This window comes from Bacteroides sp. D55t1_190419_B8, from assembly GCF_015558905.1.
Classification (GTDB): domain Bacteria; phylum Bacteroidota; class Bacteroidia; order Bacteroidales; family Bacteroidaceae; genus Bacteroides; species Bacteroides vicugnae.
On record NZ_JADMOU010000003.1, the window covers coordinates 47,155 to 73,387 of the forward strand.

The 26,233-nt window shown below is 42.8% G+C and carries 13 protein-coding genes and 1 pseudogene; 11 read left to right on the top strand and 3 right to left on the bottom strand.

What is annotated here, in order from left to right; all coding sequences use genetic code 11:
• The first annotated feature begins 20 nt into the window (after positions 1 to 20).
• The 10 genes from I2I13_RS03845 to I2I13_RS03890 all read left to right on the top strand — a co-directional run bounded on the left by I2I13_RS03845 (position 21) and on the right by I2I13_RS03890 (position 18,374).
• Positions 21 to 1,634 carry a RagB/SusD family nutrient uptake outer membrane protein gene (locus tag I2I13_RS03845; RefSeq protein ID WP_195648838.1) on the top strand — a complete coding sequence of 538 codons (1,614 nt, stop codon included), beginning with the start codon at positions 21 to 23 and terminating at the stop codon, positions 1,632 to 1,634.
• 38 nt (positions 1,635 to 1,672) lie between these two features.
• Complete coding sequence (locus I2I13_RS03850) at positions 1,673 to 2,848, top strand: SusE domain-containing protein (RefSeq protein WP_195648839.1); 1,176 nt, start codon at positions 1,673 to 1,675, stop codon at positions 2,846 to 2,848.
• Positions 2,849 to 2,904: 56 nt separating this feature from the next.
• Complete coding sequence (locus I2I13_RS03855) at positions 2,905 to 4,083, top strand: glycoside hydrolase family 76 protein (protein ID WP_195648840.1); 1,179 nt, start codon at positions 2,905 to 2,907, stop codon at positions 4,081 to 4,083.
• A gap of 103 nt (positions 4,084 to 4,186) precedes the next feature.
• Complete coding sequence (locus I2I13_RS03860; protein WP_195648841.1) at positions 4,187 to 6,295, top strand: family 43 glycosylhydrolase; 2,109 nt, start codon at positions 4,187 to 4,189, stop codon at positions 6,293 to 6,295.
• Positions 6,296 to 6,317: 22 nt separating this feature from the next.
• Complete coding sequence (locus tag I2I13_RS03865) at positions 6,318 to 8,474, top strand: GH92 family glycosyl hydrolase (RefSeq protein ID WP_195648842.1); 2,157 nt, start codon at positions 6,318 to 6,320, stop codon at positions 8,472 to 8,474.
• 196 nt (positions 8,475 to 8,670) lie between these two features.
• Positions 8,671 to 9,561: a PfkB family carbohydrate kinase gene (locus I2I13_RS03870; protein WP_008642866.1), complete on the top strand. Its 891-nt coding sequence runs from the start codon at positions 8,671 to 8,673 to the stop codon at positions 9,559 to 9,561.
• 181 nt (positions 9,562 to 9,742) lie between these two features.
• Positions 9,743 to 12,808 (top strand): TonB-dependent receptor, encoded by a 3,066-nt coding sequence (locus I2I13_RS03875; protein ID WP_148364068.1) that lies wholly within the window; start codon positions 9,743 to 9,745, stop codon positions 12,806 to 12,808.
• A 66-nt stretch (positions 12,809 to 12,874) separates the two neighbouring features.
• A complete protein-coding gene (locus tag I2I13_RS03880; protein WP_195648843.1) occupies positions 12,875 to 14,407 on the top strand; it encodes a RagB/SusD family nutrient uptake outer membrane protein in 1,533 nt (510 codons plus the stop codon).
• 142 nt (positions 14,408 to 14,549) lie between these two features.
• Complete coding sequence (gene bglX / locus I2I13_RS03885) at positions 14,550 to 16,859, top strand: beta-glucosidase BglX (RefSeq protein ID WP_195648844.1); 2,310 nt, start codon at positions 14,550 to 14,552, stop codon at positions 16,857 to 16,859.
• A 111-nt stretch (positions 16,860 to 16,970) separates the two neighbouring features.
• Positions 16,971 to 18,374 carry a glucoamylase family protein gene (locus I2I13_RS03890; protein ID WP_148364071.1) on the top strand — a complete coding sequence of 468 codons (1,404 nt, stop codon included), beginning with the start codon at positions 16,971 to 16,973 and terminating at the stop codon, positions 18,372 to 18,374.
• Between the two features lie 27 nt (positions 18,375 to 18,401).
• Here the strand turns inward: I2I13_RS03890 and I2I13_RS03895 are convergent, their stop codons facing one another.
• Together I2I13_RS03895 and I2I13_RS03900 are read right to left on the bottom strand one after the other, a co-directional pair.
• On the bottom strand, positions 18,402 to 20,960 hold the full coding sequence (locus tag I2I13_RS03895) for an outer membrane beta-barrel family protein (protein WP_195648845.1): 2,559 nt from the start codon (positions 20,958 to 20,960) through the stop codon (positions 18,402 to 18,404).
• 213 nt (positions 20,961 to 21,173) lie between these two features.
• Positions 21,174 to 21,623 (bottom strand): hypothetical protein, encoded by a 450-nt coding sequence (locus I2I13_RS03900; protein ID WP_195648846.1) that lies wholly within the window; start codon positions 21,621 to 21,623, stop codon positions 21,174 to 21,176.
• Positions 21,624 to 22,721: 1,098 nt separating this feature from the next.
• Here I2I13_RS03900 and I2I13_RS03905 point away from each other — a divergent pair.
• Entirely contained in the window at positions 22,722 to 24,833 is a 2,112-nt protein-coding gene (locus tag I2I13_RS03905) for a BT4734/BF3469 family protein (protein ID WP_148364074.1), read from the top strand.
• A 253-nt stretch (positions 24,834 to 25,086) separates the two neighbouring features.
• On the opposite strand, the pseudogene I2I13_RS03910 reads toward I2I13_RS03905, so the two are convergent.
• A pseudogene (locus tag I2I13_RS03910) lies at positions 25,087 to 26,187 on the bottom strand (AAA family ATPase); the annotation flags it as partial.
• Between the last annotated feature and the right edge of the window lie 46 nt (positions 26,188 to 26,233).

Consider the following 26,233-nt stretch of genomic DNA (forward strand, 5'->3'; position numbering starts at 1 on the left):
AATCAGATATAGTATAATATATGAAAACAACAATAATTAAATATTTTTCATGGTGTCTGTTTATTTGCATATTTTCATCCGGCTGCGTCGATCTGGATGTATCCCCTACAAATAAATTTACTGACGAAAACTATTGGACATCAGAAGAAAAAGCATCTTCGCTTTTACATATGGCATATCACCAGATGAATAGTACGGAATGGGTATTCCGTGACGAACGATTGAGTGACAACCTCTATAACGGATACGGTGGTGATGATATCAAAACGATCAGTAACGGACAGGCTACATCCTCGACAGGTCTTTTCGATAAAGTTTGGGGTGAGATATATGGTGGGATAAAAACAACCCATACACTTTTAGCCAATATCGATAGAGTAGAAATGGATGAAAATCTCAAAAACAGGATGAAAGCTGAAGCCCGCTTTATTCGTGCTTTCCTCTATTTCCAATTGACAAATTGGTATGGAGATGTACCATTCTTTACACAGGATATTGATGAACAAACTGCAAGAACCATTGGACGAACCAAACAGGCTACCATCGTAGAATGGATACATCAGGAGTTGGAAGAGATAGCAGAAATACTGCCGACCAAAGAACGGTATGCAAGAGCCGATAGAGGCCGGATTACATGCGGAGCGGCAGTAGCTTTTAACGCCCGTGTAGCCTTAAATTTCAACGATTGGGAGAGAGTGAAAAAGTATACAGAAAAGTTGATTGACAAGGCTGACTATGGAAGATACTCGCTTCACTCTAATTATCAGGAACTATTTTATAAAGCGAATGAATATAATAACGAAATAATTCTGGATATCCAGTATGTGCCTAAAGTACGTACATGGAGTGAAATATCAACATATGTTCCATTCAATTTGGAATCGGTGCAATACATAGTCGCAAGTCCTGCTCAAAGCCTTATAGACACTTATCTCATGAGAGATGGAAGCAAATGGGATGAAGCAAAAAGCGCTTATGAAAACCGTGATCCGCGTATGGATATGACAATCGTTCGTCATGGTAGCATAGTGCAAAAAAGAGACGGCTCTTCCTATACTGTAAATGTAAATCCTAACGGTGCATCAAAAGATAATAAAGACAAGATTGGTCATGCCAGTGGTTCGCAAACCGGATATTTCTATAGGAAGTATTATGATCCGAGTCCAAGTGCATGGACAGTAGGTACTTCATGGAGTTGCAATATCAATTTTGTAACACTGCGCTATGCTGATGTTTTATTGATGTACGCAGAAGCTATGTACGAATTGGAGAAAATGACTCCCGAAATCTGGGAGCAAACAATAACACAGCTCCGCCGCCGTGCCGGATTCAATGAAACACCTGCGGCAATGGACTATCCAACAAGTGGAGATATCCGGCAAATTATCAGGGACGAACGACGCGTAGAGCTGGCACTGGAAGGAACGCGTATTTATGATATACGCCGTTGGAAAATAGCAGAAGAAGTTCTGAATGAGCCATTCAGAGGAGCCAAATTTAAGTTGAGCGGCGGTGATCTGACCTACTTCTCCTATCATGAGAACTCATTCAACAGGGATCGCGATTATTTATGGGCTGTGCCGAGAAAACAATTTACTATCAATCCCAATCTGGGCCAGAACCCCGGATATTAATCATGACGCTTATTTTTAATCATTTAATATATAAAAAGATGAAAAACAAAATATTATTTACGTCCATAACCTTCCTGACATTAGCATTAGGAGTATTTACAAGTTGTGAGAAAGTGAAAGAATTTGAGAATGTATCTGTCACTTCAGTTCCTAAATTATACGAACCGGTTGAAGATAGATATGCGGTAATAGAAGATGTAGCAAACCTGTACTTTGAATGGGAGAAAGCCCAAGCGGAAGATAATAGCGTGGTTTATTACGATATATTGTTCGACAAACTTGACGGAGACTTTTCTAACCCCATATATATTTATCAGGCAGATGGTAATGGTTTGAATACCGGAGCTACCATTACGCAAAAAGGCTTGAATAGAATAGCCCGGCTTGCCGGTGCAAAATCTGAAGAAGAAGCAGTTGTAAAGTGGACCGTGCGCTCAAACAGAGGAATGAATTTCGCTTTGGCTCAAGAATCGAGAACAATTACCTTACTCCGCATGGCAGGTCTCGAGGATTTGGATGATGGAGAAAGATTGTACATTGGTGGAGCAGGTTCTGAACAAGGACAACGTGTGAAGATGATAGAGACAGAATCGAGCACTTATTACGAAATATATACCAAACTAGAGGCCGGCGAACCATTCTATTTCTACACTAGATTACAAGCCAACTCAGACAGGATCATATCAATAAAAGAAGATGGAGAATCTCTTGAAGAAACTGCCGGAGGCGAAGCGCTTACTTATACAGTAGATAAAGCAGGTGTCTATCGTATTAAACTTGATTTCAAGAACAAGAAGATTTCTTTCGAAGAGATTAATAGGGTTGCTATACGTAATTCATGGACAAATGTCCGCGGTATTTTCAATTATACCGAGAAAGGTGTTTGGGAACTCATGAACTATAATGTGCAACTACAAAAGACAGACTGGGGCTTTGACGAACGTTATAAGATTGAATTTACCGTAAACGGGAAACAAGAAGACTGGGGACAAATAAAAGAGAAGTTCTTTGATAACAGACCTAGCATAGATAGAGCCGGATACCGTGATATGGCTCCTACCGATAATGGTCAATGGAATGGCAATCAATTCAAATTCCCGGAAGAACTCTGCGACAGAAATAATCTTAGCAAATATTTCACAGATGTTACGATATCTATGACTGCTGAGAAAAATTACACTCACGACTTTACTAATATAAATACAGGTGACTAAACCATACGTAGTCTGTTTCTCTTACGAGAAACAGACTGCTAAAAACAGAAGCAATTATGAAAAATATATTATTCGGGATTCTCCTTACATTTTCATGTTCTCTGATGTCGTGTGGCTCATACGATGATGAATATATAGAAGTAAATCAGTTTCCTAAGTACTCGTGGACAGCAGCAGCCGACAGCGCTTCAACGACTTTTGTAAACAGGTATTGGAATACATCTGTGGGGTGTTTCAACAATACATTCGACGGACAAATAGCACAAAATGACTACTGGCCCGAAGCTCATGGTCTGGATGTGGTAGTAGATGCTTACCTGCGTACCCATGATGAAAAGTATAAAAAAGTAATCTGGGATTTTTATGATGGGGTAAAAAATAAAAACGGAGGCAAATGGAGACACGATTTCTATGACGATATGGGTTGGCATGCAATGGCTCATCTACGTGCATACTATGCAACCAATGATAACCGGTTCTTAAAATCATCTCACGATCTATGGACATGGATTACCGAAGGTTGGAATGATTACGACGGCGGAGGTATCCAATGGAAAGTAGGAACTGATGCTGAAAGTATGGGGAAAGGTATACCATCAAACGGACCTGCAGCTATTATTGCAGCCAGATTTGCACAAAAATACCCGGATGAGACCATAAACGGATTCACTAATCTACAATGGTCACTACGGATATATGAATGGATGAAATATCACCGTACTGTATTGTCTACAGGCCGGATATTTGAAAATTATGACACTACAAATGGGGACTATTCGTATGATGTAGGAACATTTATGGGAGCAGCTATCGAGTTATATAATATAACCAAAGAGAAAGTATATTTTAATGATGCTGTGAAAGTAGCCCGTTATCATATAGCAAATAATGTAAACACCGCCTACAAGGTTATGAGGGATTATGGCGAACAAACCGGTGATGGCGGCGGACACGACTGTAACCTCTTCAAAGGTATATTTGTACGCTACTTTACCATACTTATACAGCATCCGGACCTTTCGGACGGTGACAGAATGCGTTTTGTTGCTTTCCTGAAGAATAATGCGAATTACCTATGGACTCTTGGTACCGAAAAACCGGATATCAAAATGAGTCCTACGTGGTGGCAAATGCCACAAGGTGATACAGCATGGGGCGACTTACGTTCCGCCATTAGCGGTACAACAACTATAGAGGCTATGGCTTTATTAGAAAAAAATGGATTTGTAGATTAAGTAAAATCTATAACAAATAAAGTATTTATCTATTTATACCCTGCAATTATCCAAGATTGCAGGGTAATAGCACCCTGTTCTATCCAATTATAAATAATATCAGATGAAACAACACATAACCTCGAAGTCTTTATTCACTTTAGCTATCATAATAAGTCTGTTGGGAATCAACTTAATTGCTTGTGGCGACAAAGATAAAATAGAAGATGAGGAACTAATTGCAGTGAAGAATCTTAACGCCCCGATTAATGATGATTACATTGTATTACAATCTGTTACATACCTGTTATTCGAATGGTCAAAAAGCGAAACAAAAGATGTAAATTACACGATTCTATTCGATAAAGAGAATGGAAATTTTTCAGCTCCTGTATATAAGGTTTCATCAGATAATGGAGGGGTGAATACCAATATCAGAATCACACAACGCAAACTTAAAGATATCGCAACCGCTGCCGGAGGTATTGCCGGCAACAATATAAAACTAAAATGGACTATACAGACCATTAAAGGTTCAAAGTCTATTCTGTCTGAAGAATATCGAAGTATTACTTTCGTTCTGCCAATGGATTTAGGTGGCATCATCAAAGATAGAGAAAAATTATACATAACCGGTGAGGGAGCAGAAGACGGTCAGGAAGTGAAGAAAGTAGAATATAATAATTCCACTATTTATGAAATATACACGAAACTGGAAGCTAACAAACCTTATTCTTTTTATTCGCAATTAGGTGAGCAAAAAAGAACATTCAACCTGAAAGAAGATGGTATAACATTGAACGAAACTACCGGACAGCAATTTTCTGGAGCAACAGTAACACAGACAGGCACTTATCGTATCCGTCTGAACTTTGGTACATACCAGGCTACCATAGAGAAAATAAACAAGGTAGCAATTCGTTTTAGCTGGACAGGACGGGAAAATGAATTTAATTATATTTCAAAGGGCTACTGGGAGCTAAAAGATTATAATGTACAATTATTCGCTACCGACTGGGGCTTTGACGAACGATACAAAATAATCTTCACTATGAACGAACAAGAAGAAGCCTGGGGACAACTTGGGCCTGAATTCGGACAAAGACCAGCCATTGACAGACCCGGCTACAGAGACATGGTTCCTACCGCAAACGGACAATGGGATGGGGCGCAGTTTAAATTTCCTGCCGAGCTATGTGATGAAAATGATTTAAACAGGTATTATACCACTATTTTGATCTCAATGACAGCCGAGAAGAATTACACTCATGATTTTCTGGATATCACTTATCATGGAGATTATACTGCCAAATACCAAAATCCTGTATTTACAGCCTTCTCCTTACCCGACCCCGATGTGATAAGGGGAGATGATGGATATTTCTATCTGTATGCGACGGAACACTCTCTGACAGATGCTAATATGAAAAATGCACCTATTATGAAGTCGCGGGACCTTATTAACTGGACAAGAGCAGGTTCCATCTTCACAAATGAAACCCATCCTCAAATAACAGGAGTGAGTGATGCCGGTATCTGGGCACCTACTGTAAGCAAGGTGAATGGCAAGTATATAATATACTATTCACAGCCTGCACCCGAATGGAAACATGCCATCGGCATCGCTACTTCATCTTCGCCAACCGGTCCTTTTACCGATTATGGCAAACTAATAGACAGTAACGAGCAGGGAGTTGACATTTCCATTGATGCATACCTTTATCAGGAAGATGGTCGCAACTACCTGTTTTGGGGCAGTTTCCGTGAAATTAGCGTGATAGAACTAACTACCGATGGAATGTCTATCAAGAAAGGAGCAGTAAGAAAGAAAGTCGCCGGAGGTCAATACGAAGCCGCCTATGTTATCAAGAGAAACGGAGTATACAATCTGATATTATCTACCGGGCAATATCATAAAGGTGGTACATACAGTTTAGTTGTCGGACAATCGAATCACATCATGGGCCCATATACCAATAAAAAAGGGGAAGATATGAATGATGTGAAGCATGAGTTGATGTTGAAAGGCAATAACCGATTCTCTTCAACCGGACATTGTTCGCGCATTATCACAGACGATACGGGGCAGGACTGGATTCTGTATCATGGATATGTTGACGAGCTCGATTATCGTTGCCTGATGCTTGATAAAGTAAATTGGATAAATGGATGGCCTGTTGTGAATAACACATATCCCACTTACACTGGATATAACGCTCCTGTATTCAGATGAAAAATGATTAAATAAAAGATATATGTTTGGAAAAATTAAAACTATTATTATCCTCGCCTTTCTAATTATTACCGTAGGATGTTCAATTCAGAAGGGTAAGAACAAACGTTTGACCGATTATGTCAATCCATTTATAGGGACTACCACCTTGTGGGACAGTATAGATTTAGGGTACAATCCCACTCGCAGGGCATGGGGAGGGGAGACTTTTCCGGGTGCATCCTTACCTAACTCTATGGTACAAGTAACTCCCGTCACTATGTGGCGAAGCGGCTCAGGCTATCAGTATGAAGATACTATTATCCATGCTTTTGTTCATACTAGCAAAGGGCATTGGAATCTCTGTTATGTTCCATTGATAGCGGTAAGCGGAAATGTCAATCCAAAATCTTATTATACGGGGTATAGTCACGATAACGAATCGGCAAGTCCCGGATATTATCAGGTCTATCTCGAAAAATATGATATTAATGCGGAGGTGACTTCATCATTACGATGTGGTTATCACAAATATACTTATAAAAAAGGGAAAGAGAAAAAACTATTGGCCGACCTATCCCATTCTAATGAGTATATAAGAGGCTGGAATATAGAGAAGTCGGGCGATAACGTGTTCAGCGGCTATCAACAAACAGGACCTACTTTCTATTTCTATGCAGTTACTAATCATAAGATCAAGGATATAGAATCATTGAAAGATGGAGATGCGGAAGTTCGTATTATAAACTTTATCAACAATGAAAGCATAGATGATCCTCTCGAAATGAAGGTTGGCTTCTCTTATGTTAGTGTCGAAAATGCAAAGGAAAATCTGGAGGCAGAGATACTCAATAAAGATTTCGAGCAAGTAAGAAATGAGGCAAGCGACACATGGGAAGGGCTGTTATCTAAAATTCAGGTGTCAGGTGGTACGGAGGAACAAAAAGAAACCTTTTATTCCGCTCTTTACAAAGCATTCTTATGGCCTATATTATTGAGCGATGTAAATGGAGAATATGTGAATGCCAAAGGCGAGGTGGTAAACAAAGGATTTCGTTACTATAGTGAACCTTCTTTTTGGGATGATTATCGCAATAAGTTGATTTTGTTGGGTATGGTCTCTCCTGATGTCACGGCGGATGTCATAAAGTCTATTACCGATTATGGAGAAATTAAAGGATTTATGCCGAGATTTTTCCATGGAGATCATGCGTCTGCCTTTGTTACAGGGAGTTATTTAAGAGGCATCCGTGATTTTGACGTGCAGAAAGCATATAAAATACTATTAAACAATGCTTTTGCAGAGGGCGAAGGTAGCAGACCTCATATTAAAGAGTATATGGAGCGAGGATGGATATCTGAAATGGATATTAAAGATCCCAAATTGGAAACAGTAGCAAAAGCAGCTGTGACAAAAACACAGGAATATGCATACGATGATTATGCCACTGCCTTGCTGGCAAAAGAATTGGGCGATATGCAAAATTATGAAAAGCTAATGAAGAGAACAGATAGCTATAAACATTTATTCGATTCTACCACACAGCAGATGCGTCCCCGGTTGGAAAATGGAGAATGGGTTACTCCATTCGACCCCAAGAGACCATTTTATGAATATATGTATCGTGAAGCTAATGGATGGCAATCCACATTCTTTGCTCTCCACGATCCTCAAGGTCTCATCAATTTATTCCCCAGCAAAGAGGCATTTGAAACGAAATTAGACTCATTATTTACGATCCCATGGGAGGGATATGAAGCACATAATCTGACTACTTTTATCGGTCAATATTGTCATGGGAACCAGCCTGGGCATAGCATTCCTTATATGTATTATTTTGTAGGCAAACAGGAAAAGTCACAGAAAATATTGAATAAGATCTTGAACGATTATTATCGCATGGGACCCGAGAAATTAGCATATTGCGGCATGGATGACGCAGGAGAGATGTCTTCATGGTATGTATTGAATGCCATAGGCTTATATACATATTCACCTGCTGACCCTAAGTATATTATCACTGTACCCTTATTCGACAAGACAATATTTAATTTGAATGGCAAAGATTTCACTATCAGCAAAAAAGGAAATGGAGAAAAGATAACAAACATAACTTATAACAATGAAAAAGTTGAAAATTACTTCATAACACATGATAAGTTGAAAGAAGGAAAAGAGTTGATAATTAGTGTGGAATGAATGGTAAATCATAAGAAAAAGACGAATTTCAAAAAGATTAAGGTATGAGATTGGGTGTTTTTTTGCCACTTTAACTAGGTTTATCAGAATAAAAAAATACCTTTGCGAAAGAATTAGAAGCTCATTGATTTAAGTAAAATAAACTAGAAGCCTTCAGGATACTATCTTGGAGGCTTTTGAATTGAATTAGTTAAACATGAATAAACATCAACTTTGCTGCATCGGTCACATCACATTAGACAAAGTAGTCACTCCTCAAAACACTGTCTACATGCCGGGAGGAACAGCTTTTTATTGCTCACATGCCATCCGCCATTTTAATGATATCGATTATGCGCTGGTAACGGCAGTAGGTGCCACTGAAATGAAAGTTGTAGAGCAGCTGCGCAAAGTGGGTATTAACGTAACCGCCTTACCGAGCAAACACTCCGTATACTTCGAGAACATCTATGGAGCCAATCCGGACGACCGTACCCAACGGGTATTAGCGAAAGCCGATCCGTTCACAGCCAGTCAGTTGAAAGAGATAGATGCGCAAATCTACCATCTCGGCTCTCTGCTGGCTGACGACTTCTCATTGGAAGTAATCAAAGAACTATCTCAAAAAGGGTTGATTGCAGTAGACTCACAAGGCTATTTACGTGAAGTGCGTGACACCCACGTCTATCCGGTGGACTGGACAGATAAGAGAGAAGCCTTGCAATATATTCATTTCCTCAAAGTCAACGAGCATGAAATGGAAGTACTGACCGGTCTTTCCGACCCGCATGAAGCTGCCCGCCAATTATATGAATGGGGAGTGAAAGAAGTATTAGTCACATTAGGCGGCATGGGCTCACTTATCTTCGACGGAAAAGACTTCTATCGTATTCCGGCTTATAAGCCCAGAGAAGTGGTAGACGCAACGGGATGTGGAGACACGTATACCATCGGCTATTTATATCAACGGGTATCAGGTGCCGGCATCGAAGAAGCCGGTCGTTTTGCAGCCGCCATGTCTACATTAAAAATAGAGAAATCAGGTCCTTTCAATGGCAGCAAAGAAGATGTCATTCAATGTATGACCACTGCGGAACAAATGTTTTAAAACAGGAAAGGCATGAACCACACCGGTTCATGTCTGAACTTTTTCAACAGTCTCCTCACCCTTTTGTGTTAAAAACAAGCATCCTCTCTTTTTTCCCAAATCTTTTTTGAATTTCGTTTGTTTCCTTTGTTACTCTCGCCAAAAGACGGCAGAAAAAAGACTTCAACCTAAATAATAACAAATGGAAAAATTTAATGCAATGAGGACTAGACTTTTACAACATCTTCAGAAAAAAGCCATCAGGTCAAGGAGCATCATGACGCTTTTTTGCCTGCTATTGACCTCCACATCGGTCTTTGCACAGACAAAGACGGTGACAGGAACAGTGACGGATGCTGCCAATGAACCATTGATCGGTGCATCGGTACTCGTACAAGGAACTTCCACCGGAACCATCACGGATATGGACGGTAAATATTCAATCTCTGTCACACCGGAGGACGTGCTGGCATTTTCATACGTGGGAATGACTTCACAGACTGTTAAAGTGGGGGCACAGAATGTAATCAATGTCACTTTGAAAGAAGACTCACAAGTGCTAGCCGAAACAGTCGTTATCGGATACGGTAGTGCAAAGAAAAGAGACTTGACAGGTTCCATCACCAACGTCAAAGGAGAAGAAATAGCCAACAAACCGGCTATGAATCCGCTGTCTTCCCTGCAGGGAAAGGTAGCAGGTGTGCAGATTGTCAACTCCGGCCGGGCCGGATCTGATCCGGAAATACGTATTCGCGGAACAAACTCCATCAACGGATATAAACCGCTGTACATTGTCGACGGGCTATTCAACGACAACATTAATTTTCTGAATCCGGAGGATATTGAATCTATGGAGATTCTGAAAGACCCGTCATCTCTGGCTATCTTCGGTGTTCGCGGTGCGAACGGTGTGATCATCATCACCACAAAGAAAGCCAAAGAAGGACAGACACTGGTGAATATCAACACTTCTTTCGGTTTCAAGAAAGTGGTGGACAAAGTGAAACTGGTGAACGGCCCACAATTCAAGGAGCTATATAGCGAACAGCTTGCCAATCAAGGAGATAATCCATTCGATTATAGCGGTTGGGATGCCAATACAGACTGGCAAGACGAGATTTTCCAAACTGCCTTCATTACCAACAACAACATCAGTATTACAGGAGCTTCCCCCAAACATAGTTTCTATCTGGGCGTAGGCTACTCTTACGAACAAGGAAACATCGAGCATGAGAAATTCAGCAAGGTGACCATCAATGCCAGTAATGATTATAAGATTACAGACTTTTTGAAAGTCGGATTCCAGTTTAACGGAGCACGTATGCTTCCTGCAGATTCCAAACAGGTATTGAACGCTCTTCGTTCGGCTCCTATCGCTCCGGTATATAACGAAGAATATGGATTATATACGGCTCTGCCCGAATTCCAGAAAGCGCAGATCAACAATCCGATGGTAGACGTCGAATTGAAAGCGAATACTACCAAAGCAGAGAACTACCGGGCATCCGGTAACATTTACGGTGAGGTAGACTTCCTGAAACATTTCACTTTCAAAGCCATGTTCTCCATGGACTATGCATCGAACAACGGGCGTACGTATACGCCGATTGTGAAAGTATATGATGCCACTGTCAACGGAGGTGTTTCTACTTTGGGAACAGGAAAAACCGAGGTCAGCCAGTTCAAAGAGAATGAAACGAAAGTGCAGAGTGACTACCTGCTGACATACACCAACAGCTTCGACAACGGCAACCATAACCTGACAGCGACCGCCGGTTTTACTACTTACTACAATTCGTTGAGCCGATTGGACGGAGCACGCAAACAGGGAGTAGGCTTAGTCATTCCGGGCGATCCGGACAAATGGTTTGTCAGCATCGGTGATGCGGCTACCGCAACCAATGGAAGTACCCAATGGGAACGCAGCACAGTATCTATGCTTGCACGTGTCATCTACAACTATAAAGGTAAATATCTATTCAACGGTTCTTTCCGCCGGGATGGTTCTTCCGCTTTCTCCTATACAGGCAATGAATGGCAGAACTTCTTCTCACTGGGTGGAGGTTGGCTGATGTCTGAAGAAGAATTCATGAAAGATATCAAATGGCTGGATATGTTGAAAATCAAAGCATCTTACGGTACATTAGGAAACCAGAATCTGGACAAGGCCTATCCTGCCGAACCGTTATTGACCAATGCTTATTCCGCCGTATTCGGCAAACCGTCCATCATTTATCCCGGATACCAGCTTGCTTATCTGCCTAATCCTAACCTCCGTTGGGAAAAAGTAGAAGCATGGGAAGCTGGATTTGAAACGAACTTGCTCCGCAACCGCTTACATTTCGAGGGTGTTTACTACAAGAAGAACACCAAAGATTTGTTAGCCGAGGTTCCCGGAATTTCCGGAACAATCCCCGGCATCGGCAACTTGGGAGAGATTCAGAATAAAGGAGTGGAGATGGCAGTAACCTGGCGCGATCAGATCGGTGATTGGGGATATTCCGTCAGTGCCAACCTGACTACCATCAAGAATGAGGTCAAAAGCCTTGTTCAGGAAGGATATTCCATCATTGCCGGAGATAAACAGCAAAGTTACACAATGGCAGGTTATCCTATCGGATATTTCTATGGTTATAAGGTGGCGGGCGTTTATCAGTCGCAAGCAGATATTGACGCATCACCTAAAAACACGTTGGCTACCGTGACACCCGGTGACTTAAAATTCGCTGATGTGAACGGTGACGGAGAAATCACCCCGGAGGACCGTACTATGATTGGTAACCCTACCCCAAAGGTGACTTATGGTTTTTCCCTCGGAGTAAACTACAAGAATTGGTCGTTAGGCATCGACATGATGGGACAAGGCGGGAACCAGATTTTCCGTACATGGGACAACTACAACTTCGCCCAATTCAACTATCTGGAACAACGCATGGATCGTTGGCACGGAGAAGGTACCTCCAACTCCCAACCGTTACTGAACACCAAACATTCCATCAACAACCTGAACTCTGAATATTACATTGAGGACGGCAAGTTCTTCCGTATCCGCAACGTACAGTTAGCATATGCATTTGACAAAAGCTTACTTGCCAAAATACGCCTGCAAGCTCTGAAAGTCTATGTCAACATACAGAACCTGAAGACGTGGAAACATAACACCGGATATACTCCCGAACTTGGAGGAACCGCCACCGCATTTGGAGTAGATGACGGCAGCTATCCCGTACCGGCAGTCTACACCTTCGGTATCAACCTGACTTTTTAACAGCAGAGTGTCACGGGCAAGTTTTCCCATGCGGAATATAACTTTAATCTTTAAAACTATAATTGTATGAAACTAGATAAATATATATACTCAATTTTTATCGCTGCAGCCACACTATCGCTAGGCAGTTGTAGCGACTTTCTGGATCGCAGTCCACAAGGACAGTTCACGGAAGATGATAATCCGAACGCACTGGTCAACGGTAAGATTTATAATGTCTATACGATGATGCGTAACTATAATGTCACTGCCGGACCTCCCGCTTTTGCCATCCACTGTTTCCGTTCGGAAGATTCGGAAAAGGGAAGTATCGCCAGCGATGGTTCTGATGTAGCCGAGATGTATGACGATTTCGTGTATACGCCGACCAACGGTCTGCTAGGTGCTTATTGGGGGCAGAATTATGCCATCATCTACCAATGTAATGACATTCTTGACGCCATTGCAGAAAAAGAAACAGCCGGACAGACAGAAGCTGAAGATATTATCAATAAGGGAGAGGCTTCTTTCTTCCGTGCTTATTGCTACTTCAACTTGGTAAGAGCTTTCGGTGAAGTCCCCTTGGTGACTTATAAAATCAACGATGCATCGGAAGCCAATATCCCGAAGACAACCACTGATAAAATCTATGAGCTGATTGACAAGGACCTGAAAACAGCAGAAGAATCATTGCCGGAAACTTGGAGTACCGAATACACCGGACGACTGACTTGGGGAGCTGCCCGTTCCTTACACGCACGTACTTATATGATGCGCAACGATTGGGACAATATGTACACAGCCTCCACCGATGTCATCAGCAAGGGACTCTATAACCTGAAAACTCCGTATAACGAGATTTTCACGGATGACGGTGAAAACAACGACGGTTCTATATTCGAACTTCAATGTACAGCCACTGCCGCCCTTCCTCAAAGTACCGTTATCGGTAGCCAGTTTTGTGAAGTGCAGGGTGTGCGCGGAGCAGGTCAATGGGACTTGGGCTGGGGATGGCACATGGCAACAGAAAATATGGCACAAGCTTACGAGCAGGGTGACCCACGTAAAAACGCGACCCTACTCTACTTCCGCCACTCGGACAGCGATCCTATCACTCCGGAAAACACCAATGAGCCTTATGGCGAATCTCCGGTTTCCCCGGCAATAGGGGCTTACTTCAATAAGAAAGCATATACCGATCCGGCTTTGCGTAAAGAATATACCAACAAGGGCTTCTGGGTAAACATTCGTTTGATCCGCTACGCAGATGTATTATTGATGGGAGCTGAAGCGGCCAACGAAAAAGGAATCCCGGGTGAAGCAATCGACTATTTGGAACAGGTCCGCGCACGTGCCAGAGGTACCAATACCAATATATTGCCTAAAGTGACGACCACCGACCAGGGAGAATTGCGTGATGCCATCCGCCACGAACGCCGCGTGGAACTGGGAATGGAATTCGACCGTTTCTACGATCTTGTTCGCTGGGGTATTGCAAAGGAAGTGTTGCACGCAGCCGGTAAAACAAATTATCAGGACAAAAACGCATTACTGCCATTGCCTCAAACAGAGATTGACAAGTCTAAAGGAGTACTGGTACAGAACCCCGACTATCAATAAAAAAGTTTCTCGGTGCCGAACGGTTGTTTCCTCGGTGCCGAAACTATAGTTTCCCGGTGCCGAACGATGTCCTCCTCGGTGCCGGACATTCAACATATAGGGAGGACTTTATATGAATGGATATAAAAGTAGAAATAATAGCATGATATACAAAAAGTTAAGTCTATCCGTCCTGTTGTTTGCCGCAGGTTTTCTGACCGCATCGGCACAGAAGTCGCCACAGGATATGGATCGCTTCATCGACGTATTGATGAACAAAATGACTTTGGAAGAAAAGATCGGACAGTTGAACCTCCCCGTCACCGGAGAGATTACTACGGGACAAGCCAAAAGCAGCGATATTGCCGCTAAAATCAAGAAAGGCGAAGTGGGAGGGTTGTTCAACCTGAAAGGAGTGGAGAAAATACGTGAAGTACAGAAGCAGGCTGTGGAACAATCCCGTTTAGGAATTCCATTGCTGTTCGGTATGGACGTCATTCACGGATACGAAACGATGTTCCCTATCCCACTCGGCCTGTCTTGCACTTGGGACATGACAGCTATTGAGGAATCGGCCCGCATTGCAGCCGTAGAAGCCAGTGCCGACGGCATTTCATGGACTTTCAGCCCGATGGTGGATATTTCACGCGACCCTCGTTGGGGACGTGTGTCCGAAGGCAGCGGCGAAGACCCGTTTCTCGGAGCTATGATTGCCGAAGCGATGGTGCGCGGCTATCAGGGGAAGAACATGGAACGGAATGATGAAATCATGGCCTGTGTAAAGCATTTTGCACTATATGGTGCGGGAGAAGCAGGACGTGACTATAACACCGTAGATATGAGCCGGCAGCGGATGTTCAATGATTATATGCTGCCGTATGAAGCAGCCGTTGAAGCAGGTGTAGGTAGCGTGATGGCTTCTTTTAATGAAGTGGATGGTATTCCGGCCACTGCCAACAAATGGCTGATGACAGACATTCTCCGCGGACAGTGGGGATTCAACGGTTTTGTGGTAACCGATTATACGGGTATTTCAGAAATGATCGATCATGGTATCGGTGATCTTCAAACGGTATCTGCCCGTGCCATCAATGCCGGAGTGGATATGGATATGGTAAGCGAAGGCTTTGTGGGGACATTGAAGAAATCCGTTCAGGAAGGAAAAGTCTCTATGGAAACGTTGAATACGGCTTGCCGCCGTATTCTGGAAGCCAAATATAAACTGGGATTGTTTGATAATCCTTATAAATATTGCGATCCGAAACGTCCGGCACGCGATATCTTTACCAAAGCGCATCGCGATGCAGCCCGCAGTATTGCAGCAGAAAGTTTCGTTCTTCTGAAAAACGACAGTCCCGACGGCAATCCGAACGGAAATCCGTTACTGCCTTTCAATCCGAAAGGAAATATTGCAGTGATCGGTCCGTTGGCAAACAGCCGGAGTAATATGCCGGGTACATGGAGCGTAGCAGCCGTGCTCGACCGCTGCCCTTCTCTCGTGGAAGGACTGAAAGAGATGACTGCCGGAAAAGCGAATATCATGTACGCCAAAGGAAGTAATTTGATTAGTGATGCAAGTTACGAAGAACGGGCAACGATGTTCGGTCGTTCCCTGAACCGCGATAACCGTACCGACCAACAGTTATTGGATGAGGCATTGAACGTAGCCCGCCGGTCGGACATTATCATCGCTGCCTTAGGCGAATCTTCCGAAATGAGCGGTGAAAGTAGCAGCCGCACGGATTTAAACATTCCCGATGTACAGCAGAATCTGTTGAAAGAGCTTTTAAAGACAGGCAAACCAGTAGTACTGGTATTATTTACAGGTCGTCCGCTTACGTTGACTTGGGAACAGGAACACGTGCCCGCCATTCTGAATGTATGGTTTGGAGGTAGTGAAGCAGCTTACGCCATTGGCGACGCCCTCTTCGGTTATGTCAATCCGGGTGGTAAATTGACTATGACTTTCCCGAAGAACGTAGGCCAGATACCTCTTTATTATGCGCACAAGAATACCGGACGTCCTTTGAAAGAAGGTAAATGGTTTGAGAAATTCCGCAGTAACTATCTCGACGTGGATAATGATCCGCTTTATCCGTTCGGTTACGGTCTTTCTTATACCACTTTCTCTTACAGTGATATCGACTTGAGCCATTCCAGCATGGACATGACCGGATCATTGACCGCAGCAGTGGAAGTTACCAATACCGGCACATGGCCCGGCACGGAAGTGGTGCAGCTTTATATCCGTGACGTTGTAGGCAGCAGCACCCGTCCCGTCAAAGAACTGAAAGGCTTCCAGAAAATATTCCTGGAACCGGAAGAGATGAAGATTGTCCGTTTCAAGATTGCACCGGAAATGCTACGGTATTATAATTATAACCTGCAACTGGTTGCCGAACCGGGCGACTTTGAAGTGATGATCGGCACGAACAGCCGGGATGTGAAAACTGCGAAATTTACATTGAACTAAACTTTTAGGCACGGATTACACGGATTACGCTGTTGTTTTATGTAACCACAATTCCTAAAACCGTGAAATCCGTGTAATCCGTGCCTAATCCTATAAATTATGACCTTGATTATGAACGATAAATATAAAAGAATCGCAGTGATGAGCGCACTTCCGCTCATGTTACTGTTTCTATCCGCCATCGCCCTGACTTTCCAAAGCTGTAAAGGGAAAAGCAAGAATGACAACCTTACTGCCGCCACCGACTCCCTGTCGGACGACGCCCTGATGGACACCGTTCAGCGACGGACTTTCCTCTATTTCTGGGAAGGTGCCGAACCGAATAGCGGTCTGGCTCCCGAACGGTATCATGTGGACGGCGTATATCCTGAAAACGATGCCAATGTAGTCACTTCCGGCGGCAGCGGTTTCGGCATCATGGCTATCCTTGCGGGAATCGACCGCGGCTACGTCACCCGCGAAGAGGGACGGGCACGGATGGAACGCATCGTTTCTTTCCTCGAAAAAGCAGACCGTTTCCACGGAGCCTACCCCCACTGGTGGTATGGTGATACCGGAAAGGTGAAACCGTTCGGTCAGAAAGACAATGGAGGCGATCTGGTAGAGACAGCTTTCCTCATACAAGGTCTGCTTGCCGTGCACCAATATTACGTCAACGGAAATGAGAAAGAGAAAGCACTCGCTCAACGTATCGACCGGATTTGGCGGGATGTCGACTGGAACTGGTATCGGAAAGGCGGGCAAAATGTCCTTTACTGGCATTGGAGTCCGACGTATGGCTGGGAAATGGATTTCCCCGTACACGGTTACAACGAATGTATGATTATGTATATTCTTGCTGCCGCTTCTCCCACACATGGAGTACCTGCAGCCGTTTATCATGACGGTTGGGCACAGAACGGAGCCATCGTCTCTCCACACAAAGTAGAAGGAATCGAATTGCATCTCCGCTATCAGGGCACGGAAGCCGGACCGCTTTTCTGGGCTCAATATTCTTTCCTCGGACTTGATCCGGTGGGATTGAAAGATGAATACTGCCCCAGCTACTTCCACGAGATGCGCAACCTGACATTAGTCAACCGCGCTTACTGCATCCGCAACCCCAAACATTACAAAGGTTTCGGACCGGATTGTTGGGGACTGACTGCCAGTTACTCCGTCGATGGATATGCAGCTCATTCACCCAACGAGCAGGACGACAAAGGAGTCATCTCCCCTACCGCCGCACTTTCATCGATTGTCTATACACCGGAGTATTCCATGCAGGTAATGCGCCATTTGTATGGCATGGGGGATAAAGTGTTCGGTCCTTTCGGATTCTATGATGCTTTCAGCGAAACGGATAATTGGTATCCGCAACGGTATCTGGCTATCGACCAAGGACCTATCGCTGTAATGATCGAAAATTACCGGACAGGGTTGTTATGGAACCTTTTCATGAGCCATCCCGACGTACAAGCCGGATTGACCAAACTTGGTTTTAACACCAACAAGCAAGACGTGAGACAGAAATAAATGGGAACTACGGTGCGTGGAAGTGGTCTACTGACCACCTCCGCTACCCGTGTTTCCACCTTCTCCGCCACCTTTCACATCATCATTGTCGATGCTGCGCGCAGCTTTCTTCACACTGGCTTTCAACTCTCCAAGCCGATAGCTGACACTAAAGCCGAAATACCGGCTCGGATATTTACTCGAACTTTTCGAGATAAAGTTAACTCCTTCCGTGTGATTATTGTAAGTTCTGTATTTCTCTACGATATTGCTACAATAAATATTCAAAGAAAGACGTTCTTCTTTCAGGAAAGAACGGCTCAACCCCAAGCTATAATAATTATATCCCGAACCTCTTCCCTGCAAACTGATACGCGGTGTACTTCCCCCTCCGTTCAAGCTCAAACGGACTTTTCCCGGTAAGGTTTGCTGAATACCTCCATACGCAGAGGCATTCCATCCATAATTATGCAACTCTTGGGCAGGACTCCGCAAATCACTATAATTTCCACGCCCATTGATGTAAATCCTCGTTTTGGGAGAAGCATTCCAGTTCAGATAAAAGTTCAATCCAGTTTCCCGGCTTTTGCCAATATTATCATACGTGCTATACAAAGCCCCATAAGGAGCTTTATGACCACCTTCAAATATTTCTCCGTCTTTATCGGTAATCAGGCGGCTGACTCTTTCGATTCCATTGTTATTGAAAGAATGGCGCAAAGAGAGATTGATGTTGAACTTGGCGGTGAAACTGCTGTAAGACAAATCAAACGAATGACTCTTCTCACTCTTCAGGTTCGGATTTCCCTGATTGATAAACATCGGATTCTGATTATCGAAATAAGGATTCAAGTTCCAAATGCCCGGTCGCCAGATACGCATATTATATCCGCCGCGGAGGTTCTGCGTCTTACCTAGTTTTATTCCCAAGGAAACGGAAGGAACCAGATCGCTAAAGTTCGAGTTGAAATTCTCGCCTGCACCGACCAGATACTTCACTTCCTGTATGGTTTGCTCATAACGAAGTCCCGGTTTGAAAGTAAAATCCTTGTATTTCAGCGTATATCCGGCATAAGCGGAAAGGATATGATTCAGATGACGGTACTCGCTGCTACGTTTCTCATTATATGCATAGTTTTCACTTTCCCCTTCGGTGTCATAAAACCGATTATCACTGGAGTTGCGCCGGAAAATATATTTAGCACCGGTTTCAAGCGTATGCAACTTTCCAATCGGAGTGGTATAGTCTACCTGAAAAGTTTGTTCCATTGTGTTCGTCTTTCCGTCCGAATGGAAATTCTTCAATGACAGTTCTTTGATGATCTCCAGTTTATTCTCATCAGGCTCGATGTCCAGATAAGTATTATAGGAATCATTCGTTTGAGGTTGGGAGTTGATTTTATAAGAAAGGGTAATCATCCGTTCTTTGTTCTTCCGGGAAGTACGTTGATAGTCTATATTACCGTTGATGGAATACCATGATCCTTTTCCATGATTGTCCGTTCTATAACGATATGCAAAATCCTGACGATCAGCTCCATGCATAATCGTAGTTCCGCCACTGTTGCTTTTGTCATTGCTACCATACATTCCGAAAGCCACAGTCAGCAGCCTCAACGTATCAATCTCGTAACTGGCTTCTAAATTGCCATACTGGAAATTACCTTTCGATTTGGAACTGCTTTCCGATTCCAGAAACTTTTCATTCTCCTTATCAGGTTCATAATTCTCCCGGTAACTGTCGGAATAGCTACGCGGACTATTATTATAATTATAGTTGTAGTTGGCAGAAACCGTCAGTTTGCCCTGCTTCACCATTGCATAAGTGCCGGCGCCTACTCCGTTGTTACTGGCATTTCCTCTGAAAGTAGCCGTATATCCTTCAAATCCGGTACCCACTGTGACGATATTCAAAATACCTCCGATACCTTCCGCATCATATTTGGCTCCCGGTGAAGTAATCACCTCAATATATTTAATTGTATTTGCCGGCATACTTTTCAGTACTTCCTTCGGATTATTACTCATCATATTATTGGGCTTTCCATTCACATGGATCTTGAAGCTGCTACTGCCGTTCACTTGCACATTGTCTTCTCCATCCACCGTGACCAGAGGGACTTTCCGAAGCATCTCCAATATACTGTTCGATTTTGAATCCGGATCATCTTCAATATTATATTCGATCTTATCCACATCTACCTTCACCAAAGGTTTCTGTGCAACAACCTCCACTCCTTTCAGCACATTATTGGCTTCTGAAGAAATCATCGTTCCCAAATCAATCTCCCTGACCGAAGGTTTTAAAGTGAACTCTTTTACTATAGGCGACTTGCCAATGGAAGAAATCGTGATTATATAACTGCCTGCAGCGACATTCAGTTTCTCCTGAAATTTACCATTCGCCCCTGTGACCGCCATCTTTACAGCTTTATCCGGAGCATTTTTGGGAGTAATCTTAATCGTGGCATACGGTTCTCCTTCTTGTGTTAAAGAATCAAGAAGCACTCCTTTGATGGTATAAGAAGGAGCCGTGGATTTTTGTGCCCACCCAGCCACAGACGTGGCGAACACGAATAGCAATAGTAGTAACAGTCTGTGTTTCATGACTAGAAATATTTAGTTTATGTTTATTAGACGCAGAATATTCAAAAATGCTGCGAAATCAGGAGCCAAAAGTAATTGGTTTATCAACGCTTACGAATTTTTCGGAGTTAAGAATATAAAACGAATGGATAAAAAATCTTATGACAGTATATTTCTAGTATTTTTAAACATTTCTGTTCAAGGGTATCTTTAAATAAATGAGATGGATAATATTTACCGTCGTATCAACCGTATCAGCCGCCTTAAGTTAGCGCAGATTCTTCCAATCCAACAGGAACTAAAGTTCTCTTCATATTCCGTGAACACTTTTTCGCAGTCCCGGAGTCGGCTGTTTTGCCTTTTTATAACAGTTTGTATTTCTTTCATCCGGGCGATTTGCTCCCTTTGATTCAGAAGTTCTTTGTCTTGATAACCGATGATTTCAGCATATAAAAGACAAATCTTTGTCTTTCCAATACACAGCTCTTCCAATGTGTCGATATACTCGGCTGTAATTCGATCCTTATTCTGATGCAGGAATCCTTCAAGACTTTCTTCATCAACAGCAGTGATAGCTCCCTCATATGACATAGGGAATCTTTTCATCTCCGCCCAAAGCCAGATTACCTCTTTGTTAATTCCATACTTGACCGCTGCTTCTTCTACGCTAATCCATTTCGACATAATACATTTGTTTTAATGTGTTCCACAATAAAGATTGAATATTATTTTGTTTATGTGGAGCAACGGGCATTCACGTTTTCTGTATTTCGGGCGGACGGGGAATTGTTTAGGTTAGACTTTTTGGGGTAATCATAACCGACCGGACACAAGAAAGACGTGAATGCTGTTGCACCATTATCTCCACTCGAGGTCTTAGCATACCCTATAGAAAGACAATGATAACAACAGACACCCACGCCAATCGTTTATATATAACACATCTTTAACGAATATGTTGATATAAAGCTGCCAGCGTGGAATATCTGTTGAATCATCTCTCCTCTATATGAAATTGCTAAGTTTCGAGTGGGAGAGACAATACATTACATATTCCAATTTAGTAATATATACCGCTTCCCGCTAGTTTCATCACGCTGATGAGCAGAAAGCATGTGACAAAGATATACATATTTTTCTAAATGTGATAGAAATATGGAAATAAATACTGGAAGTTATATATATTCATCAAGCTCTCTCATACATAAAAATGAAAATCCTCTTTCAACCTATCACCGGCATCACCAAATCCTTTATTCATCGTACTTTCAGAACGGTGACAGGTTGTCATTAACCTATCACCACATCTATCACCTATCACCGCTTGATTTTTGAAAAAAGCCTATAGCAAACAGTCATTTTAATAAGGAGTAATCTTTGTTTCATACTTAGAAACTCTTGTTTCCAAGGCTTGAAACACTTAGTTCCAAAGGCTAGAAACTTTAGTTTCAAAGCCTAGAAACTTTAGTTTCCTGCTGATGGAACCAAAGTTTCCCCATGGTGAAACTAAAGTTTCAAGCCGGGGAAACAAGAGTTTCAAGCCTTGAAACCAAGTGTTTTGAGGCATGAAACATTTTTTATCCCGTAATGAACTACATTCTTCATTTTAGTATATTCATGCGATAAGCTCTCTTCACAATAGAATTTTGCGACCACATAAAGGAACAGAATCCGCCTCATAAAATAAACAATAAATAAGTACGATATAGCTTGGCAAACCGGATAATAAAGCCTATCTTTATGAGCCTTTAATAAAGAGGCATAACAATAAACACTTTTAACATGAAACTTACTTTGATGCGGGACAACAACGGAACATCAACCATGCGGACGTTGGACATAAACCTACAAATAGAAGCGATGAAGCATGAAACGAAAGCCCGCCCGATAAGTAATCTACGGACAAGCATACGTTATGCCTCACCGGACAGCAAACTGGAAGCTGCTCAAAAACTACCCAAAGTCATCCCTGCGGCTAACTTCCGCAAAACAACAAATGGCGCACAAATGACCGGATATAACGGCATTGTGCAAATAGAAGTAAACCATCTGGCAAACCGGACGGAAGTAAACCGTATCAAACAGGAAGCAGCAGAACTTACACAGACTTTTGCCGCCTTTATGGGTTCCAGCGGTCATTCCGTAAAAATATGGCTACGCTTCACCCGCCCGGACAAATCACTTCCTAAAGACCGGGAAGAAGCAGAAATATTCCAAGCTCACGCCTACAGAAAAGCCGTCAGCCTTTATCAACCGGCACTCTCCTACTCCATCGAACTGAAAAACCCGACATTGGAGCAATTCTGCCGGCAAACGTGTGATCCGGAACTTTACTATAATCCCGACTCCACCGTCATTTATATGCGTCAGCCATTGGAAATGCCATCGGACACAACCTACAAAGAATCCGTACAGGCAGAAACATCTCCTTTCAAACGGCTGATTCCCGGTTATGACAGCTTTGACACTTTGTCCGCACTCTTCGAAGCAGCCCTGAACAAGGCTTACCATTCATTAAGCGAACTTCACCCCAACATACACCTACATTCCGACGAAGACCTCAAGCCATTATTGGTCCATCTGGGGGAAAACTGTTTTCAGGCAGGCATACCGGAAGAAGAAACAGCCCGTTGGGCAATCGCTCATTTCTACACCAAAAAGAAAGAATTTCTCATCCGGCAAACCATACAGAACGTATATACAGGAGCCAAAGGATTCGGACAAAAATCACCTTTATCAACCGAACAGGAACTGGAATTTCGAACGGAAGAGTTTATGCAACGCCGATACGAATTTCGTTACAACACAATGACGACTGTTACGGAATTTCGCGAACGGAACACCTTTTGTTTTTGTTTCCGCCCCATCACCAACCGTATACGCAACAGTATCGCCATGAACGCACGTCTGGAGGGCCTCAACCTATGGGACCGGGACGTGATCCGTTACCTCGATTCCGACCGCATCCCGATATTCAGCCCTATTGAGGATTTTCTTTTCGGAGTGGATGTCCGTTGGGACGGACGCGACCGGATTCGTGAACTGGCTTCCCGTGTTCCCTGCAACAACGCTCACTGGCCGGATCTGTTTTATCGTTGGTTTCTAAATATGGTGGAACACTGGCGTCACACCGATCGAAAGTATGCCAATTGTACAGTACCGCTACTTGTCGGACCGCAAGCTTATCGAAAATCGACTTTCTGCCGGAGTTTGTTGCCACCGGAATTACAGATATATTACACCGACCGCATTGATTTCAGTAATAAAAGGGATGCCGAGCTGGCTCTAAACCGTTTTGCGCTCATCAACATGGACGAGTTCGATCAGAATAGAGTGAATCAACAGGCTTTCCTGAAACATATCCTGCAAAAGCCCGTGGTTAATATCCGTCGTCCTCACGGCACAGCCACACAAGAGATGCGCCGTTACGCTTCATTTATAGGAACAAGCAACCACAAGGATTTACTGACTGACACTTCCGGAAGCCGACGCTACATTGTTATCTATGTGACCGGTCCGATTGACTGTTCTCCAATTGATTACGAACAACTTTATGCGCAAGCAATGCACGATATTTACAGGGGAGAACGTTACTGGTTCGACACTGAAGATGAAAAGGTGATGACCGAAGCCAATCAGGAATTTCAAGTAATTCCCATTGCGGAGCAGTTATTCCACCAATTTTTCCGGGCTGCTAAAGAAGAGGACAAAGAATATGAGTTACTTCTTGCTATTGAGATACTGGAACAGGTGCAACACGACAGTAGAATTCATATATCCGATTGCAATATTATTCAATTCGGAAGAATATTGCAAAAGAATCAAGTGCCTTCTATACACACCAAGCGCGGGAATGTTTATAAAGTGGTTCGAATCAAGCCAAAAAGAGCATAAATATACGTTTTTCTACAAGGTGATAGGTGAAAGATACGGTGATAGGTTAGGAATGACCTATCACCACTCTGTAAATACGATGAATAAAGAGTTTCAGAACGATGGTGATAGGTTGAAAGAGGAATTGAGAAATCAACAGGGAGAGAAATTAGAATATAAGATATCCTTTCACCTACTATATATTATAGCCCCCAGTAATTAAACCCGCCGACAATCAAGTTCCCATAAGTGAGGCTAAAAGTCTGGTTAATTCTTCTCGTGCTTCTTTATTAGGACAAGCAAGAGTATAAAGTTGGAACTCGGAGTCATATTCATTAATGGTTAAATAACCATTTTGATAAAGTATCGGCAAAATGTCTGCCATCGAGGTAATTGGTGTATCAAGCTGTCCGGCAGCAACCATTGTACCCTCTAAATTAGTGATCTCCATCTTATGCTGTCGCAACATATCAACTAGAAAAGCCGGCATTCTGTCCATAAAGTTTCCATAAACCTTTTGGTCAAACGCACAGAATAAACTAAATAAGTTATAAATTTCCTCACTATGTTCACTAAAACGATACCCACCATATTGTTGTTTCAAATGGATACAAGCCTCATCATAAGTTTCGTTATTAACTTGAGCCATTAATGTAATATCTGTTTTTAGTTGGCTACTCAATTCTTTTTCTGTAATACCGCAAATAGAACTATACCCATCCTGCATACTAAGATTTTGCAAACTATTCAGACCACCAAAAATGCTGTTCAGTTGATTAAACGCGCTAATACCTGTCACAAAAAGAAAACGAAGATATTTTCCTTGTGCTTTCAAAGGGCTGAAAAACTTACCCATTTCTTTACGGAGTTCATTTTGCAGTTCCGGCAAATGGTTACTGTCTAATAAGGGAGCATCGTATTCGTCGATAAGTACTACTACCTGTAAACCAGTCTGCTGATATGCCCTTTTTATTATTCCGGAAAAACGAGCCGCATGACCTTCTTCTTCCGGATCATTACCATAAATTCGCTCCCATTCACGAAGTTGAAGATTTAAACGTTCTTCCAAATCAGACATAGCTGTGTACTTCGTCATGCTGAAATCAAGATGCAACACCGGATAGGCATTCCACTCTTTCTCCAAACGCTCCATTGCCAGACCTTGAAACAACCCCTTCTTCCCCCGAAAATAAGCATCAAGAGTGGACACCAGCAAACTTTTTCCGAAACGACGGGGACGACTCAAGAAATACACTTTATTGGTATTAGCCAAACGATAAATCAACTCCGTCTTATCCACATAAACGTTGTTATTATTGCGTAAGTCTTCAAAATTCTGTATCCCTATCGGGTATATTCTGAAAGTAGTATCCATAATGCCTATCCTTATAAAATTGAAATGTAGACAAATATAGGGATTA